This is a genomic window from Paenibacillus sp. SEL3 (genome assembly GCF_054602585.1).
The window spans coordinates 5,994,629-6,015,767 of the sequence record NZ_CM137725.1; the positions used below are offsets into that span (position 1 = coordinate 5,994,629).

Consider the following 21,139-nt stretch of genomic DNA (forward strand, 5'->3'; position numbering starts at 1 on the left):
ACTCAAATTCTGCATGGATAAAGGAAAGGTGAACGATTTGGCACAGGTAAATATTAAAGATATCTATCCGCTGTCCCCGATGCAGGAGGGAATGTTGTTTCATTCCATCCTCGACGCAAAATCAGAAGCTTACTTTGAGCAGACCGTTATTACCTTTAATGAAGTGCTGGATGTTCATCTGGTTCAGCAAAGCTTGCAGCAGCTCATGAACCGATATGACATATTCCGTACCATTTTTATGTATAAAGAAACAGAACGTCCGCTTCAAATTGTCCTGGAAGAACGTGATGCGTTGCCTGTTCATTTCGAGAATATCAGTGCTTTTCCCGCAGCTGAGAAAAGGGAGCATTTTACGGCCTTTTTAAAGGCAGAGCGCCAAGCTGGTTTCGATTTGGAAAAAGATGTTCCGATTCGGCTTGCCCTGTTTGAATGGGATGATGAGTCTTCCAGACTTGTCTGGAGTGTTCATCACATTATAATGGATGGTTGGTGCATGGGAACGGTGGCCCAGGAATTTTTTACTATGTATACTTCCCTTCGGTCTGGAGTGCCTGCGCAATTGGATACGGTATATCCGTACAGCAGTTTTATTCAGTGGCTGGAGCAACAGGACAAGGAAGAAGCGACAGCCTATTGGCAGGGGTATTTAAATGGGCTGGAAAATGAAACGATTTTACCGGGCTATAACCGTCCATTGAATCCAATCTTCGAGGCAGACCGTTACACATGCAAGCTGGGAAAAGAACTAACTCAAGGAATGGAGAGAATATCTAAACACTACCACACGACAGTCAGCACTGTATTTCAAACGGTATGGGGATTATTGCTTCAAATGTACAACAACAGCCGGGATGTTGTGTTCGGGTCTGTAGTATCCGGCAGACCAGATGAAGTTCCGGGAATTGAAAATATGGTTGGATTGTTCATTAACACAATACCAACACGCATAACCAGTTATGCGGACCAGAGTTTTTCGAATCTGCTTATATCTGTGCAGAACTCCCACATCGAGTCTGCTCAGTACTCTTATTCTTCCCTAGCAGATATTCAGAATCACACGGATTTGAAACAAAATTTAGTCCGTCATATTGTTGTTTTTGAGAACTATCCTTATTCAGAGGAGCTTATTCATGCGGAAAAAGGGCCTGATACACTTCAGGTTACCGACGTAGAGGATATTGTACAGACCAACTATGATTTTAATGTGATTGTCGTTCCTGGATCACAGTATGAAGTTACATTTAGTTACAATCGTCTGGTTTACGATGAAAATTGGATTAAGCTAATTGCAGCTCATCTTAAACGGGGACTGGAGCAGATTGTTCAACAGCCGGATCTACTGATTTCCGATTTGGAATTTCTGACGACAGAAGAGAAAAGTCAGGTTTTATCCGAATTTAGCGGAGTACAGATCTCATATCCTTCTAGTGATACCATCCATCTTTGTTTTGAAAAACAAGTAGAAAAGACACCGAAGACAACAGCAGTTGTCTGTGAGAACTCCAGTCTGACTTATGCTGAGCTGAATGAACGTGCTAACCGATTGGCTCGTACCCTGCGTAGTTACGGCACCACAACTGATCGGCTGGTTGGACTCATGACTGATCGTTCTATAGATATGGTGGTCGGCATCCTCGCTATTCTTAAAGCAGGAGGGGCATATGTACCCATTGATCCGTCATATCCAGAGGAACGTATCCGTTATATATTGGATGATTCCGGTGCAGACCTGCTTTTGACGCAAAGCCATCTTGTGGAAAAGGTCAAAGAGGCCGCCTTTGGAGGAAAAGTCCTAGTATTGGATGAAGATCCAACTGTGTATCACATGGAAGGATCAAATCTAGAGGCCGTATCAGGAGCGAATGATTTAGCCTACGTCATATATACTTCAGGTACGACAGGACAGCCTAAAGGTGTAATGCTGGAGCACCATGGATTGTGTAACCTAAAAACGTATTTTGATGAAACATTGCAGATAAGTCCGTCAGATCATGCCCTACTGTTTGCGAGCTACGCATTCGATGCTGCTTGCTGGGAAATATTTCAGGCGCTATTTTGTGGCGCGACACTTTACGTGCCTACTTCGGAAATCATACTGAACTACAACCAGTTTGAACAGTATATGGCGGATCATAAAATTACGGTGGCTGCATTACCTCCTACCTATGCCGTGTATCTAAATCCAGAACGAATGCCGGATCTGCGTATTCTGTTCACCGCTGGTTCGGCTTCCTCGATGGAGCTCGTAACCAAATGGAAGGATCAGGTCACCTATTTTAATGGCTATGGACCGACAGAAAACTCGGTAGCAACGTCCATTTGGCCAGTGTCGGAACACCCCGGAGCAATCGATACCGTTTCCATAGGACGTCCCGTGCCCAACCACCGGGTGTACATGATCGATGCTTTTGGTCATCTTTTACCTGCTGGAATAGCAGGAGAGTTATGTGTATCCGGCCCAGGATTGGCTCGCGGTTATCTGCACCGCCCGGATTTAACGGCTGAACAATTTGTGAACAATCCGTTTGCAGGCGGGGAAGCGGGCTATGAACGCATGTATCGGACAGGTGACCTGGCAAGATGGATGCCGGACGGCAACATTGAGTACCTAGGCCGGATCGACCAGCAGGTCAAAATTCGCGGTTACCGGATTGAACTGGGCGAAGTTGAGGCGGCTATGCTGAAGGCAGATCGCATGCAAGAGGTCATCGTACTGGCACATGCGAATAGCCAAAACCAACACGAGCTGGTTGCCTACTACGTGGCGGAACGCGAAGTGACGGGGAGCAAGCTTCGCAAGCAGCTGAGTGAAGAACTCCCGAATTATATGGTTCCCTCTCACTTTGTTCAGATGGAGCAAATGCCGCTCACACCCAACGGCAAAATCGACCGTAAGGCATTGCCTGCACCAGAACAGATTTCCCGTTCCACGCAGGAATATAGGGCTCCGCGGACAGCAGCGGAGCAGGCTCTGGCTAGTGTATGGGAGGCTGTGCTGGGCGGCGGTCCGGTCGGATTGACGGATCAATTTTTTGATCGGGGCGGGGACTCGATCAAGGCGATTCAGGTATCCTCACGCTTGCTGCAGGCAGGATACAAGCTGGATATCAAAGAGTTGTTTAAGTACCCTGAGGTTGCTGAGCTAGCTACGCACCTGCGTGTGTCGGATACCCAATTAGCTGATCAGGAAGAGGTTAGCGGAGCTGTGCTGCTGACGCCGATTCAGCAGTGGTTTGTGGAGCAAGGACAGCCTGTGCCGGACCACTTTAATCAGGCGGTTATGCTTCACCGGGAGCAGGGATTCGAGGAAGAGCCGCTACGTCAGGCATTGACGCAGTTGGGGGTGTATCATGATGCGTTGCGGATGGTGTTCCGCAAGGCGGAGCAAGGCTGGGAAGCGTGGAACCGCAGAGCGGAGGAAGGGGCGCTGTATGATCTGGAAGTGGCCGATTTCAAAGACGTGCCGATCGGTCCCGTATTGGGTCAAGTTATAGAAGCCCGGGCCAGTACTATTCAGAGTAGCATCCGACTGGATGAAGGACCTCTGCTGAAAGTGGGCCTGTTCCACTGCGCTGATGGGGACCATCTGCTACTGGCTATTCATCATATGGTGGTAGACGGCGTATCGTGGCGGATACTACTGGAGGATTTGTCGAATGCCTATGAGCAGGCTGTACGTGGAGAAGTCATACAGCTCCCGGCCAAAACAGACTCTTTTCGGGTCTGGTCGGAACGGTTGTCAGCCTATGCCGACAGTCCTGAGATGGAAAGTGAGTACGCATACTGGGAGCAATTGAATGAATTGGAAGTATACGAGTCTTTAAGGCTTACAGAATTGCTGGATTCTAAAAAACCATTGACCATAAATAACACAGCTACTTTGAGCTTGAAATTCACGAAAGAAGAGACTGATCAACTGCTAAAGCAGGCCCATCGCGCGTACAACACAGAAGTGAACGATCTGCTGCTGACGGCGCTCGGCATGACGTTAAGCACTTGGACTGGCAGTGAGCAGGTTGCAATTCTTCTGGAAGGCCATGGCCGTGAAGATATCATGAAGGATACGGATATTTCACGAACAGTTGGCTGGTTCACGAGCCAATATCCGGTACTGCTGCGGATTAACGGGAAAGATCATATATCCGGACACATCAAACGGATGAAGGAGATGTTGCGCAGCATTCCACATAAAGGAATTGGGTACGGCATTTGGAGATATCTCAGTCAGAACGTAGTATCTAGAGGGGCATACGCCGAGCCACAGATTAGCTTTAATTATTTGGGCGAATTTGATCAGACGCTGCGGCACAGCGAAACGCGCATGTCACCGTACTCCAGTGGAGCAGATGTTAACGAACAGACGAGAATGCCGTGTTCCCTGGATGTGGGGGGCATTGTAACGGATGAAATGCTTGAGTTGGATATTCGTTATAACACAAAAGTATTACAGGAAGATAATGTAATGAAACTAGCCAGGGGACTCAAGCAGAACGTGCTGGAAGTGATCCGCCACTGTATATCACGGGAGCGTTCTGAATTGACGCCGAGTGATGTGCTGCTTCCGGGTCTAAGCCTGGAAACATTAGACCGGATGGTGGAGCAGATTCAGCCTGACGGAGAGCTTGAGAATATATACCCTATGACGCCGATGCAAAAAGGCATGCTGTTTCACAACATGCTGGATTCCCAGTCGAGCGCCTATGTAGAGCAGTCCACCTTTGAACTGAAGGGAACGCTGGATCTCGCTGCATTCTCTGCCAGTCTGGACTTGCTGGTACAGCGTCATTCAGCACTGCGAACCAACTTCCGGAGCGATTTGCAGGACGAGCCGCTGCAAGTGGTGTACCGGAATAAACGCGGAGAGCTGTACGTAGAGGATATACGTGAGAAGGAGAAGGTGGCGCAGGAGCAATATATCGAGGAATTTGCGCGTCGGGATAAGCAGAAGGGGTTTGATCTGGCAAAGGATACGCTGATGCGGGTATCCATCTTGCGTACATCAGACGATGCATACCATTTTGTATGGAGCTTCCACCACATCATTATGGATGGTTGGTGCTTGTCACTGGTCACCAATGAGGTCTTTGAAGGATATACCGCCCTTACAGAAGGGAAGCCACCGCAATTACCTGTGGTAACACCATATAGCCGATACATCGAATGGCTAGAGGGGCAGAACCGTCAGGAAGCTGCGGAGTATTGGAACGGTTACCTGCAGGGCCATGAGGAGACTACAGTTTTGCCCCAGGCCAAAACAGGGAAAGCGAAGGGATATGAGGCTGAATATCTGGAATTTGATTTAGGTATAGACCTGACGGCGCAACTTCAGCAGCTGGCAAAGCAGGAACAGGTGACGATAAATACGCTGATGCAAACAGCCTGGGGTGTGTTGCTGCAAAAGTATAATCGCACAGAGGATGTTGTTTTCGGTAGTGTGGTATCGGGACGTCCAGCAGACATTGCCGGAGTAGAGCAAATGATCGGACTTTTCATTAATACCATCCCAGTCCGTGTTCAAGGTAAACCAACAACTGCATTTACTGAATTAATGAAGGAAACTCAGCGACAGGCGCTTTCTGCCAATGCCTATGACACGTTCCCGCTGTATGAAATTCAGGCACTGACCGAGCAGAAGCAGGATCTAATCAAGCACATTATGATATTCGAAAATTATCCGGTGGAGCAGCAGGTAGAGCAGCTGGGAAGTGATGGGCAGAATGCATTCACAATTTTAAACGCGGTGGCTACAGAGCAAACCAACTACGATCTGAACGTCGTCGTGATGCCGGGAAAAGGCATAAATATTCGTTTTATGTATAACGCATTGAACTTTGATCAAACCGGCATTGAGCGTCTGCATGGTCATTTTGCTCGTCTGCTGGAGCAAATTTCGTTCAACCCGCATGTTTGCGTTGAAGAACTGGAATTGGTGACAACGGCGGAAAGACAACAGATTACAGGCGAGTTTAACGACACGGCTTCTGTATATCCGCGCAATCAGACGATCCAAAAGCTGTTTGAGGAGCAGGCTGCGCGTACGCCTGATCATATTGCTGTAGCTTTGGGGCATCAATCTCTAACCTATCGGGAACTGAATGAGAAGGCTAACCGAATAGCGCATACACTACAGACTGCTGGAGTGAAGGCCAATGAGCCTGTCGGCATTCTAACGGAGCGTTCGTTGGATATGATTAGCGGAACGTTGGCTATTTTGAAGGCTGGAGGCGCGTATGTGCCGATAGATCCTCAATATCCGGAGGACCGTATCCGCTATATGCTGGAGGACTCGGGAGCCAAACTGCTGCTGACTCAACAAGATTTACTGGAACGTTGCTATTTTGATGGACAGATTGTCAATCTGAATGATGATACGTCCTACAGTCCAGATACTTCCAATTTGGGAATAGATGGATCAGGCGATCATGCTGCTTATGTCATCTATACCTCGGGATCAACAGGCAAGCCTAAGGGCGTCGTTGTTGAGCATCAAAGTGTCGTGCGCTTGGTGCGTAATACGGATTATGTGCCGTTCGATGAATCGATCCGAATGTTGCAGACTTGCGCGTTTGTATTTGATGTGTCTACGTTTGAAATTTGGGGGGCGCTACTGAACGGCGGTGAGCTTGTACTCGTGCATAAGGATAATCTTTTGGACGTAGATAAGCTCAAGGAGACCATACGGGACCATCGCATTACTATGATGTGGCTGACTACACCGCTATTTAATCAGCTTTCGCAGCAGGACAGTAAATTGTTCGGAGATGTGAAGTATTTGCTGGTCGGAGGTGATGTGCTGTCTGCACCGCATATCAACCGGGTGCTGCGTGATAATCCGGACATGAATATCATTAACGGCTATGGACCAACGGAAAATACTACTTTTTCGACGACTTATCATATTAAGGAAGAACAGCTTGATTCTGTGCCGATCGGGCGTCCTATCCGCAATTCGACGGCGTATGTGGTCGATTCGGCGTTTAACCTGCAGCCGATTGGAGCATGGGGTGAGCTGGTTGTTGGCGGAGACGGAGTCGCACGCGGTTACCTGAACCGTCCTGATTTGACGGCTGAGAGATTCCTTGCCAATCCGTGGGTGGACGGAGATCGCCTGTACTGCACGGGAGACCTTGTTCGCTGGCGTGAAGATGGTACATTGGAATACGCTGGACGGATGGATCAACAAGTTAAAATTCGAGGCTACCGAATTGAGCTGGGCGAGGTCGAGTCGGCTATGCTGAAAATAGATCGTATCCAAGAGGTCAGCGTACTGGCCCATGCGACAAACCAAAACCAACACGAACTGGTTGCCTACTACGTGGCAGAACGGGAAGTGACAGGGAGTGAGCTTCGCAAGCAGCTGAGTGAAGAACTCCCGAATTATATGGTTCCCTCGCACTTTGTTCAGATGGAGCGAATGCCGCTCACACCCAACGGCAAAATCGACCGTAAGGCATTGCCGGCACCGGAACAGATTTCCCGTTCTACGCAGGAATATAGTGCTCCACAGACGGCAGAGGAGCAGGTTCTGGCTCGTGTGTGGGAGGCAGTACTGGGCGGCGGTCCGGTCGGACTGACGGATCAATTTTTTGATCGGGGCGGGGATTCGATCAAGGCGATTCAGGTGTCCTCACGCCTGCTGCAGGCAGGATACAAGCTGGATATCAAAGACTTGTTTAAGTACCCTGAGGTTGCCGAGCTAGCTACACACCTGCGTGTGTCGGATACCCAATTAGCTGATCAGGAAGAGGTCGACGGAGTTGTGCTGCTGACGCCGATTCAGCAGTGGTTCGTGGAGCAAGGACAGCCTGTGCCGGACCACTTTAATCAGGCAGTTATGCTTCAGCGGGAGCAAGGATTCGAGGAAGAGTCGCTACGCCAGGCATTGACGCAGTTGGTGGTGCACCATGATGCGTTGCGGATGGTGTTCCGCCAGACGGATCAAGGCTGGAAAGCGTGGAACCGCGGAGTGAAGGAAGGGAAGCTGTATGATCTAGAAGTGGTCGAGTTCAAAGACGTGCCAATCGGTCCCACATTGGGTCAAGCTATAGAAGCCAGTGCCAACACTATTCAGAGTAGCATCCGACTGGATGAAGGACCTTTGCTGAAAGTGGGTCTGTTCCACTGCGCTGATGGGGACCATCTGCTACTGGCTATTCATCATATGGTGGTAGATGGCGTATCGTGGCGGGTACTGTTGGAAGATTTGTCGAATGCCTATGAGCAGGCTGTACGTGGAGAAGTCATACAGCTCCCGGCCAAAACAGACTCCTTCCGGGTGTGGTCGGAGCGGTTGTCAGCCTATGCCGACAGCCCTGAGATGGAAAGTGAGCACGCATACTGGAAGCAAGTGAACGAATCGGCGGCATACGATTCGTCCCAACTTCCAGCGTCCCAAGAGCATAGTGGTAGGTCTATGCAGCAAGACATGGGTATCGTAAATGTGAGGCTTACGAAGGAAGAGACTGATCAACTACTGAAGCAAGCCCACCGCGCGTACAACACAGAAGTGAATGATCTGTTGTTGACGGCACTCGGCAAGACGCTAAGCGCTTGGACTGGCAGTGAGCAGGTTGCGATTCTTCTCGAAGGCCATGGCCGGGAAGATATCATGAAGGATACGGATATATCACGAACGGTCGGCTGGTTTACAAGCCAATACCCAGTGCTACTGCGGATTAACCAGGAAGAAGATATCTCCGGGCACATTAAACGGATGAAGGAGATGCTGCGCAACATTCCACATAAAGGAATTGGATACGGCATCTGGAGATATCTCAGCCAGAATGGACCGTCCGGGGCAACATATGCCGAGCCACAGATAAGCTTTAATTATTTGGGGGAATTTGATCAGACACTGCAGCATAGCGGCATGCATTTTTCTCCATATTCCAGCGGAGCCAGTACTCATGAACTGACCCAAATGTCCTGTGTTATGGACGTGGGAGGACTCGTTACAGATGGCATGCTGGAATTAAGTATTCAATACAACATTAAGGCACTCCAACAAAATGCTGCTGAGCAACTAGCAGAGCAATTCAAGCAGAACGTGCTGGAAGTAGTTCAGCATTGTGCATCTCGGGAGCACTCCGAATTGACGCCGAGTGATGTACTGCTTTCGGGCTTAAGCCTTGAAGAACTGGACCGGATGGTGGAGCACCTTCAGCCTGACGGAGAGCTGGAGAATGTGTACCCCATGACGCCGATGCAAAAAGGCATGCTGTTTCACAACTTGCTGGATTCTGGGTCGAGCGCCTATGTGGAGCAGTCCACCTTTAAACTGAAGGGAACGCTGGATCTCGCTGTATTCGCCGCCAGTCTGGATTTACTGGTGCAGCGTCATTCAGCACTGCGGACCAACTTCCGTAGTGATTTGCAGGACGAGCCCTTGCAATTGGTGTACCGGAATAAACGCGGAGAGCTGTACGTAGAGGATATACGTGAGAAGGAGAAGTCGGCGCAAGAGCAGTATATCGAGGAGTTCACGCGTGGAGATCAGCGGAGGGGCTTTGATCTGGCCAAGGATGCACTGATGCGTGTATCTATCTTGCGTACATCAGATGATTCATACCATTTTGTATGGAGCTTCCACCACATCATCATGGATGGCTGGTGTTTGTCGCTGGTTACCAACGAAGTCTTTGGAGGATATACCGCCCTAGCAGAAGGGAAACAACCGCAATTGCCTGTGGTGACACCATACAGCCGATACATCGAATGGCTGGAGGGGCAGAACCATCAGGAAGCAGCGGAGTATTGGAGCGGTTACCTGTGGGGCTATGAGGAAACGGCAGTCTTGCCGCAGGCCAAAACAGGGAAGACCCAGGGATATGAGGCCGAATATCTGGAATTTGATTTAGGTATAGACCTGACAAGGGCCTTGCTGCAACTAGCAAAGCAAGAACAGGTAACGATAAATACGCTGATGCAAACGGCCTGGGGTGTTTTATTACAAAAGTATAATCGCACAGAGGATGTTGTTTTCGGGAGCGTGGTTTCTGGACGCCCAGCGGACATTGCCGGAGTAGAGCAGATGATTGGACTATTCATTAACACGGTCCCCGTCCGTATTCAAGGCGGACAAGCAACTGCATTTACAGAGCTGATGAAGCAAACTCAGCGACAGGCGCTTGCTTCGGGAACGTACGAAACGTTCCCACTCTATGAGATTCAGGCACAGGCTGAGCAAAAAGTGGAACTGATTAATCATATTATGGTATTTGAGAACTATCCGATGGATGAACAAATTGAGCAATTAGGTGAAAGGGAAGAAGCTGATTTTAAAATAACCGGAGTAGATGCAGTTGAGCAGACGAATTATGATTTTAACATCGTGGTGTTACCGGGAGAGACGCTACGGGTTCATTTTGGTTACAATGCCCAGGTATATGATTACGAAAGGGTAGAACAGATTCAGGGGCATCTACTGCAACTGCTGGAGCAAATCAAGGTGAATCCAGCTGGCCGGATTTGCGAGCTGGATATATTAACCGCGCAAGAACGCGAGCAAATGCTGGGTGCTTGGTGTGACACGACAGCAGCATATCCACGTGAGCAGACGATTCACGGGTTGTTTGAGGAGCAGGTCAAGCAGACACCGGAGCAGGTAGCGGTATATTTTGAAGGAGCGCAGGTAACCTACCATGAATTAAATGAGCGAGCGAACCGTCTGGCGCGTACTTTACGCAGTAACGGTGTGATGGCAGACGGCCTAGTCGGCCTGATGACAGAGCGATCGATTGACATGATTGTCGGCATCATGGGTATTTTGAAGGCAGGGGGCGCCTACATTCCGATCGATCCGACTTATCCGGAGAACCGCATCCGTTATATGCTGGACGATTCAGGTACGGAACTGCTGTTAACGCAGCAGCATTTGGTTGAAAAGGTGGAATTTAGGGGCAAGGTACTGCTGCTGGATGCAGAAATGGGTGAAGGCAGTGCGGATGCAAGTACGGCTGAGGCAAAAGGAAAAGCCATATCTGCATATCACAGGGATGGTTCGAATTTGGAAGCCACATCCGGTCCTCATAACCTAGCGTATGTAATCTATACGTCTGGAACGACAGGCCAGCCTAAGGGAGTCATGCTTGAGCATCATGGTCTCTGCAATCTGCATACGTACTTCAGGGAGACGTTGAGGATCAGCGGCTCGGATCGTGTCGTATCGTTTGCCAGTTATTCCTTTGATGCTTCGATCTGGGAAATGCTTCAGGCGCTCTTCAACGGGGCCACTTTATGCATCCCGACATCAGAAACCATTCTCAACTATGACAAGTTTGAGCAGTATATGGTGGATCATCACATTACAATTGCAACGCTGCCCCCAACTTATGCTATATACTTGAGCCCAGAGCGAATGCCGGAATTACGCATCCTGTTCACGGCCGGATCGGCGACTAGCACTGAACTGGTCAGCAAATGGAGAGACGGTGTGACCTATATTAACGCCTATGGTCCAACGGAAAATTCCATAGCAACGTCTGTCTGGCCTGTACCTGGAGGTCCCAAAGCAGGGGTGTCCATCTCAATCGGACGTCCTGTACCGAATCACCGCGTGTACATGGTCGATGCACATGGACAGCTTTCACCGTCTGGGGTCCCCGGTGAACTGTGCGTATCTGGCCCAGGACTGGCACGCGGTTACTTGAACCGTCCGGAATTAACGACAGACCATTTTGTGACCAATCCGTTTGCAGATGGGGAAGCGGGCTATGAACGCATGTACCGGACAGGCGACCTGGCGAGATGGATGCCGGACGGCAACATTGAGTACCTGGGACGGATCGACCAGCAGGTCAAAATTCGTGGTTACCGGATTGAGCTGGGCGAAGTTGAGGCGGCTATGCTGAAGGCAGATCGCATGCAAGAGGTCATCGTACTGGCACATGCAAATAGCCAAAACCAACACGAACTCGTTGCTTATTATGTAGCGGAACGGGAAGTGACGGGGAGCGAGCTTCGCAAGATGTTAAATGAAGAACTCCTGAATTATATGGTCCCTTCACATTTCATTCAATTGCAGAACGTACCTCTTACACCAAACGGTAAAATTGATCGTAAGGCGCTACCGATGCCAGAAGGTCGTTTGACTGACCATGTTGCACCGCGAACATGGATGGAAATAAAATTGGCAGACATCTGGCAGGATGTACTGGGACTACCACAAGTAGGCATCGACGAAAATTTCTTTGAAATTGGCGGTCATTCGCTGCGGGCAACGACACTGACTTCTAGAGTTCGCAAAGATTTAAACAAACCGATGGATCTGCAAAACATATTTGATGCACCGACGATCGAGCAATTGGCGGCCTTGCTTGAAGAACAGGTTCAAATCACATATGCATCCATACCGGTGGCGGAAGAACGTGACACTTACCCGCTTTCTTTCGCACAGACACGGATGTATGTGCTTCACCAGCTGGATCCGGATGGAATAAGCTATAACACCACATCAGCACTGAGAATAATCGGTCCGATAGATATGAAGCAGGTGGAAGAGGCATTCCATCAATTAATTTCACGTCACGTGGCCCTCCGGACAAGCTTTGAACTGGTAAATGGTGTGCCGATGCAGCGGGTTCACGAAACGATTCACTTTGAGTTGGAATATGCCACAATATCAGAACTGCGGACAGAATCCAATGAACTTATGCTTGAGAATTTAGCAGAAGAACATGCCCGTTCCTTTGTTCGTCCATTTGACTTGAAGATCGCTCCGTTACTACGTGTAAAGCTGGTCAAATTGGGATTGGACGAAGAAGGACAGGAGCCGCAGCACTTATTGATGCTTGATATGCACCATATCGTTTCAGACGGGGTATCCATTGAAATATTGGCTGGTGATTTTGCCCGCTTATATAGCGGTGAAGTATTATCTCCGCTGCGTATTCAATATACAGACTATGCTGTGTGGCAGCATAGCAAAACTCAGCAGGAGCGAATAAAGAGTCAGGGAGAGTACTGGCTGAATAGATTTAGTGGCGATTTGCCTCAACTGGATTTGCCAACTGATTTTGAGCGTCCGGCAATACGATGTACGGAAGGTGACGCTGTTGAATTTGAAATGGGACAGGAATTGACTCAGTGTTTAAAAGAACTGGCGGTGCATACGGATTCTACGCTGTACATGGTACTTATGGCTGCATACACAGCATTGCTGCATTATTACACAGGGCAGGAAGACATCATTGTGGGTACTCCGATTGCAGGTAGACCACATGCTGACCTGGAGCCTATACTCGGTATGTTTGTCGGCACGCTCGCATTACGTAATCATCCTCACGCTGAACAAACGTTTTATAACTGTATTGAGGACGCCAAGACGTGTGCACTGCAAGCATATGCGCATCAGGATTATCCGTTTGAGGAGCTGGTGGAAAAGCTCGACCTGAAACGAGATATGAGCCGTAATCCGTTGTTCGACACGATGTTTGTATTGCAGAATGTGGAGAAAAAGGAAGTGAAGTTGGACAAGTTGTTCTTCCGCTCTTTTGGGATAGAGCAGGTTTCTGCGAAATTCGACCTGACGCTTGAAGTCAGTGAGGAGGAAGCATCTATCCAGCTCCAATTTCTGTATGCTACATCTTTGTTTAAACGGGAAACGGTAGAAAGCATGGCAAGGCATTTTGTACAGTTGGTCAAAACCGTTGTAGCCGATCCGAATACAAAACTGGGCGAAATGACGCTGATTTCGGAAGAAGACAAAGGGATTCTAAAAAAACATAGGGACACCCTAAAGACTTCTCGCTACTGGAGTACTCTGCTCGAAGGTTATGAAGAAGCACCTCAATTGCCATATGCCAATCTGATGGGGCGCAGTCCATATCAGACAGAGCATCTGGAGATTAATTTGGATGTTGAACGAACGGTGGCACTGCAGCGAATTGCACTGAATGAGCAGGTGACGACAAATACGCTGCTGCAGACAGCCTGGGGAATTTTATTGCAAAAGTATAACGGTACAGATGATGTGGCGTTCGCTTGCTCCATATCAAGTCCTTTGACAGATATGTTGGAACCGAGGCATTCAATTGGACTGGGTAACCACACCTTGCCAGTTCGCATTCGAACTGAAGCAGGAGCGAACTTTAGCGGGTTGATGAGAAAAGTGCAGCAGCAAACCGATGAATCTGCGGTATATGGACATTTGCCAATGTCCGAAATAGTTACAACGAAAGTGAAACAGCTGGCACTTTTTAGTCACAGAATGGTTTTTGAAACTACTTTGGAAGAGGCCAATACTGAGCAAGAAAGCTACGATTTAAGCATCATAGTACTTCAGGGAGATACGCTACGAATTGATTTTTCCTACAATGCCCAGGTATTTGATCATCAGAGTGTGTCGCAGATTCAAGGGCATTTACTGCAGGTGCTGGATCAAATTATAGCGAATCCGGATAGTTTAATTGAGACAATGGATCTGTTGACTAAGCAGGAGCGGGAGCACATCATCCAGGTGTGGGGAAATACCACGGCAGAGTACCAGCGTGAACAAACAATTCACGGACTGTTCGAGGAACAGGTTTTGCAGACTTCGGATCAGACAGCGGTATATTTTGAAGGTCAACAATTGACCTACCATGAATTGAACGAGCGCGCAAACCGTCTGGCCCGTACTTTACGCAGCTATGGTGTGAAAGCCGATAGTCTGGTTAGTCTGATGACAGAGCGTTCCGTAGATATGATTGTGGGCATATTGGGAATTTTGAAGGCGGGGGGAGCATATATCCCGATAGATCCAACCTATCCCGAGGAACGCATCCGCTACATGCTGGACGACTCAGGTACGGAACTGTTGTTAACGCAACAGCACCTGACGGAAAAGGCACAGTTTGGAGGCAAGGTGTTGGTGCTTGACGCTGAACAGGACGGAGTTGCTTCCGATAAAAGAAAAGCGGATATACGCGGGGAAATGCTGTCCGTATATCATCAGAACGGTTCGAATCTGGAGGCTGTATCGGGTCCAAACGATCTAGCATATGTCATCTATACGTCCGGGACGACGGGTCAGCCTAAGGGAGTAATGCTTGAGCATCATGGTCTTAGCAATCTTAAAACCTACTTCGAGCAAAAGTTGAGTATTGGCTTGTCCGATCGGGTGGTCATGTTTGCCAGTTATTCGTTTGATACATCATGCTCGGAAATAATCCAGTCCTTACTATGTGGAGCGACATTGTATATACCTTCCTCCGAGACTATTTTGAATTATGAACGTTTCGAGCAGTACATGGCCGCCTGCAGAATTACAATTGCAACGCTGCCGCCAAACTACGCTGTATACCTGAACCCGGATTGCATGCCTGATTTGCGTGTTCTGCTTACAGCAGGATCAGCCTCTACCGCAGAACTGGTGTCCAAATGGAAGGATCGGGTGGATTATTACAATGCGTATGGTCCTTCCGAGAATTCCGTCGCAACGTCTCTTTGGCCAGTATCGGAAGAAAATTCCCAGTTAGGTGGAATCATATCCATCGGTCGGCCAGTATCTAATCACCGCGTGTATATGGTAGACACACACGGAAATCTTTCACCTGCAGGAGTCCCTGGTGAGCTGTGTGTATCCGGCCCGGGGCTGGCACGCGGCTATCTGCACCGTCCAGAGCTGACAAAAGAAAAATTCGTAGCCAATCTGTTTGCAGCAGAGGAAGTTGGCTATGAGCGAATGTACCGTACAGGTGACTTGGCACGATGGTTGCCAGATGGGAACATTGAATATTTGGGTAGGATTGACCATCAGGTCAAAATCCGCGGGTATCGGATTGAACTCGGTGAGATTGAAGCGCAAATTATCAAGGTGGACGGTGTTAAAGAATCTATTGTCATGGCTCGTGCAGATCAGCAGGGAGACTATCATTTGGTCGCTTACTACGTAGCTGAAAAAGAAATCAGCGGCAGTATGATGTTGAATTTGCTGAATGAGAAATTGCCGAACTATATGGTACCGTCGTATTTTATACAACTGCAGAACATGCCGCTGACACCGAACGGAAAAATTGATCGCAAGGCACTATCGGCATTCGAGGAACACGCTGATTTGACTGCAGAATATGCAGCGCCGCGCACAGCCATGGAGGTGAAGTTAGCACAAATCTGGAGAGAGATACTCGACATTCCGTCCGTTGGAATTCATCATAATTTCTTTGCCATTGGCGGACATTCACTTCGTGCGACTGCATTGGCCGCAAAAATTCACAAAGAACTGAATATTGAGTTACCATTGCGTTATGTATTTGACTTTCCAACAATTGAGCAAATGGCGCAGGCTGTTCATGAATTGTCTCCAAATCCATTCGCAGCGATTCCAGTTGCCGAATTGAGAGACAGTTATCCGGCATCTATAACTCAAAATAGACTATACGTTTTGAGCAGCATGAATAACTACAATATGTCTGCCATGCTTTTGATGGAAGGAGAACTGAATTTTTTAAGATTAGAAAGAGCGCTTAAGCAATTAATTCAGCGTCATGATACATTGCGAACCTCTTTTGAATTCGTAGATGATAAATTGGTACAACGGATTCACGACCATGTCGATTTCAATTTGGAGGTTATGCAGGGACATGGTGAGAACGAAGCAAGAGCAATGATGAGACAATTTATCAGACCTTTTGATCTTGGGAAGGCACCGTTACTTCGAGCTGCTCTGTTGCAAGAATCTCCACAGCGCCATTGGTTTATGTTTGACATGCATCATGTGATTTCAGATGGTGTATCCATGAGTTTATTGCTGAACGAGCTGCCCGCACTGTATGAAGAAAAAACGTTGCCGGCCTTGCGAATTCAATACAAGGATTATGCGGTATGGCAGCAAGGAGACATTGGTAGCTCATGGATGGAAAAACAAGAAGAATACTGGCTCAAGCAAATGAGCGGCGACATTCCGATTTTGGGTATCCCAGTCGACTTTGAAAGACCTGCAACACGTAGCACTTCGGGCAGCACCGTTTCCTTTGCAATTTCACCTCAGAACGTGGACAGTTTGAAACAAATCAGTTTGCAGGCGGGAGCTACCTTATTCATGGTATTACTTGCGGCCTACAAGACCCTATTGTTCAAGTACAGCGGTCAGGAGGATATCGTTGTTGGAACACCTATTGCAGGTAGACAGCATCACGATTTGCAGCCTGTCGTCGGCATGTTTGTCAACACGCTTGCATTGCGGAGCTTTCCTGAAGGGGACAAGTCATTTTACGAATATGTTCAGGAAGTAAAGGACCAGGTGCTTGATGCCTTTGAGCATCAGGATTATCCGTTTGAATTGCTGGTGGAGAAGCTGAATGTACAAAGGGACCTGAGCCGAAATCCGTTATTCGACACTCTTTTTGAGCTAGATAACATGGACTCTGGTACGACGGAATTCCAAGACTTGCAGGTTACTCTGTGCCCAGGCGAACAGAATATGGCAAAATTCGATTTGACACTTACGGCCATGGAAAGCTCTGAAGGTTTGGTTTTCAGCTTCACATATGCCGACAGCCTGTACAAGAGAAGCACGATTAAACGAATGGCCGATCACTTCATCCAGTTGATTAAAGCTGTTGTAGATGAACCACAGACAAAGCTATCTGAAATTGAGATCATTACGCCACAGGAAATCGAAATGATATTGGATGTTTGGGGAAATACCACGGTGAATTACCCATGTGAAAAAACCATTCATCAATTATTCGAAGAACAGGTAGAGAAGACTCCAGATCAAGTAGCTGTAGTTTTTGGTGGTAGCCAGATCACATATAACGAATTAAATGTGCGTGCAAACCAGTTGGCTCGCGTGCTAAGAGCAGAAGGAGTTCAGGCGGATCAATTGGTCGGAATGATTATGGAGCGCTCTATCGAAATGATTGTAGGGATTTTTGGTATTTTAAAAGCTGGTGGGGGATATGTACCTATCGACCCTGAGTTTCCGCAGGAACGTATGCTCTATATGTTACAAGACAGCCATATTAAGCTTATGGTTGCCATGCCAGAAATGGCCGCGAAGGTACCGTCGGATGTGCTGGTCATTTCACCTGATAGTCACAGGCTATCCGCAGAAGACTGTTCCAACTTGGCTGAAGTTTGTGACCCTGGCCATTTGGCTTATGTGATGTATACCTCAGGTACGACGGGCAAACCCAAAGGAGTGATGATTCAACACTCTAATGTCGTGAATATGACAACCGCATTTAGAGAACAAGTATATAAGAAGTACAAATCGCCAATGCGGATGGCATGGCTATCGCCGTATGTATTTGATGCATCAGTGAAACAAATTTTCCCATGCCTGCTTCTCGGGCATGCGCTTCACGTGGTGCCGAGAGAGATTAGCACCAATGGTCATCGTTTGGCTGACTATTTCAGATCCCAACGGATTGATTTTACTGATGGTACACCGGCACACATGCATATGTTGACGGAAATGCAAGACTCCGTTGCAGACCTGAATGTACAGCATTTTATTTTTGGAGCAGAGGCGCTGCCCGGTCATCTCGTTAAAACATTTTTGAGCACCCGACCCGGATATCGTCCGCAAATAACTAATGTTTATGGTCCTACCGAATGCTGTGTAGACACAACTGCATACGACATTGACGGGGAAACGATGACAGCTTGGACACATACGGTGCCGATTGGCAAGCCAATGGCTAACCAGCACGTATATATTATGGATATGAATCGAAAGTTGGTTCCGATAGGAATTGCAGGCGAGATCTACATCGGTGGTGATGGAGTAGGGCGAGGTTATATGGGAAATCGTGAGCTGACTGATGAGAAATTTATAGCAGACCCCTTCAAACCAGGAAAACGTATGTACCGCACAGGAGATTTGGCGCGATGGATGGCAGACGGAAATATTGAATATTTAGGCAGGACGGATCATCAGGTAAAAATTCGGGGTTACCGAATTGAACTTGGAGAAGTGGAAGCGCAAATAATGAACCTGCCTGCGATCCGTAAAGCGGTGGTTATTGCTCGTGAGAATGAATCAGGACAAAAAGATTTATGTGCTTATTTTGTGGCTGATAGCGATCTGACCATTCAGGAACTTAAAACAGCGTTGGTTCCAAATCTTCCGATGTACATGCTGCCAAGCTATTTTGTTCAATTGGAGAAGATGCCGTTGACGACTAACGGAAAAATTGATCGTAAATCGCTTCCTGCGCCGGACGGAGACATTCAAACAGGTGTTGAATATGCAGCCCCGCGAAACGGCATGGAACAGCATATGGTAGATATTTGGAAGCGAAATCTGGGTGTCAGTATGGTTGGCATTGATGATAACTATTTTGATTTAGGCGGACACTCCCTGAAAGCCATTCAATTGGTTTCACAGGCTCAGGCTGTTGGCATTGAAATAGGGATTAATCAGGTGTTTCAATATCAGACTATTCGCCAAATATCAGAGTATTTGCGAGCAGGCACTTCGATGTCGGGTATGTTAACACGTGATATTGCCGAGGCAATCGACATCATCGAAGAGGCTTATGACGTACATGCTCATTTCCAATCAACAGCTGTTGAAGGGCGAGATCAATTAACGTTGCACATAGATCCTTTCGATTCTATACAAGCAGAGGCCCTGAAGAAAGTCATTTTGGCACGCCTTCATCCTAACCTTCATCCACATCATTTGCTTCCTTTTGAAGCAGCTGCTCAAGTACCTGACTGTGAAAAGCTATACACAGATACGATGGTAGACGATGAAGCTGTGAAGCGGCATGCTGAGGAGTGGCTGGAACATCTGCTGCGGATGAATGACCAATGGAACAGCACGATGCTGGCAGGAGAGCCTTTACAACGCTATGCGCTTGCTCCCGCTCAGCATTATCATTTGGAGCATCCGCAATCCTCAGGAGGTGTCATTCCTTTTGATAGTTACCTGCTGGATGTAGAACGGTTATCTGCAATCATGCAACGCCTGATAGAGCGGCATGAACTCTTTAGAAGTGTGTTGGTCCAAACGGATGTCGGATGGGAATGGGAAATGTTGTCCATGAAGGAGCGCATGGATATTCCAATGATAGATTTATCGAACTACGGTGCAGAGATGCAAAATCGTATACTCTCACATATACTGCCTGCATTCTTTATGAACCCTTATGAAACAACCGGAAACTTGTTATATCGTATTGCGCTTGTTCGCCTCAATTTACGGGATCATTTGCTGTTGCTCCCTTGCTCACATCTCATCTATGATGGCATGAGCGGTGAGGTCGTTAAGAGTGAGTTGTACCGTGCATATGATGACATGAGCAATGTAAAAGGGCAACTAGCAGGAAGCTACCGTGATTATGTGAGTCAGGTTCGCAAAGGACCTCAGGGCATGGGCGATCAAGAGATTGTCGACAAATTTCGCTTGTCCGCATTTGCTGCTGCTTCGGATGCTGTAGTTCTCGCAATTGATGAGCGCAACCATACAACGGGTACAGATGTGACAGTAGAACTTGCAAATTGGAATGACTCCAACGCGGTCGGACACATGTGGGACTTGGCTATATGCCTGGCTAACCGCTTTTTCCGCAGATATTTGCAAGTGGACGAGATGCCTATTCTTCTCACTAATTATGGCCGGGCATACGAGGACAAGCAGTATTTTGATATTATAGGTGAATTTATAGACCAAATCCCTGTACTGCTTACAGATGCGGGTGAACATGGGCATGAGATCAGAAATAGTATGCAGTTGGCCGTATCGCATAATTTGAATTTTCTAAATCTCATATACAATGATGAAATGGCATCGTTGTATCCGCAGTCTAACCAGTATCTGAAGCATAGCCTGAATAAGCTACCTATTGTGTTCAATTACCTTGGAGAAGCGTCGGATAAATATCAGCTGTTTAAAAATATCGAGCCAGAAGAGAGGGACATCTATCGGGATTCAATCATTTTCTTTACTGTTCAGCATGTGGAGAACGTATTGCAAATCTCGTTAGAACTTCCTTTTGAAGAAAATCCAGAAACCGTTAAAGCGATGCTGGAAACAGAGCTAGCGAACTTACTAGTAACAGACGGAGATGGGATAATGTCCACCTGATTTTCACTTTAGGCATTAAAAACAAGCTCCGAGTTCAAAATAGGGAAACTGCCCAAAGCTTTCAGATGGCTTTGGGGCAATCTAAACAAACCACAAAAGCCGCAAGTCTCCAATAACCCCGGA

The 21,139-nt window shown here is 47.8% G+C and carries 1 protein-coding gene; it reads left to right on the top strand.

The features are described from left to right. Positions 1 to 13: 13 nt before the first annotated feature. On the top strand, positions 14 to 21,016 hold the full coding sequence (locus ACYCS5_RS27460) for a non-ribosomal peptide synthase/polyketide synthase (protein WP_459760455.1): 21,003 nt from the start codon (positions 14 to 16) through the stop codon (positions 21,014 to 21,016). The last annotated feature ends 123 nt before the right edge of the window (positions 21,017 to 21,139 follow it).

What these genes read in the sequence shown, in the direction of transcription:
- ACYCS5_RS27460 (WP_459760455.1), top strand. Translation starts at nt 14, where the DNA reads ATGGATAAAGGAAAGGTGAACGATTTGGCACAGGTAAATATTAAAGAT.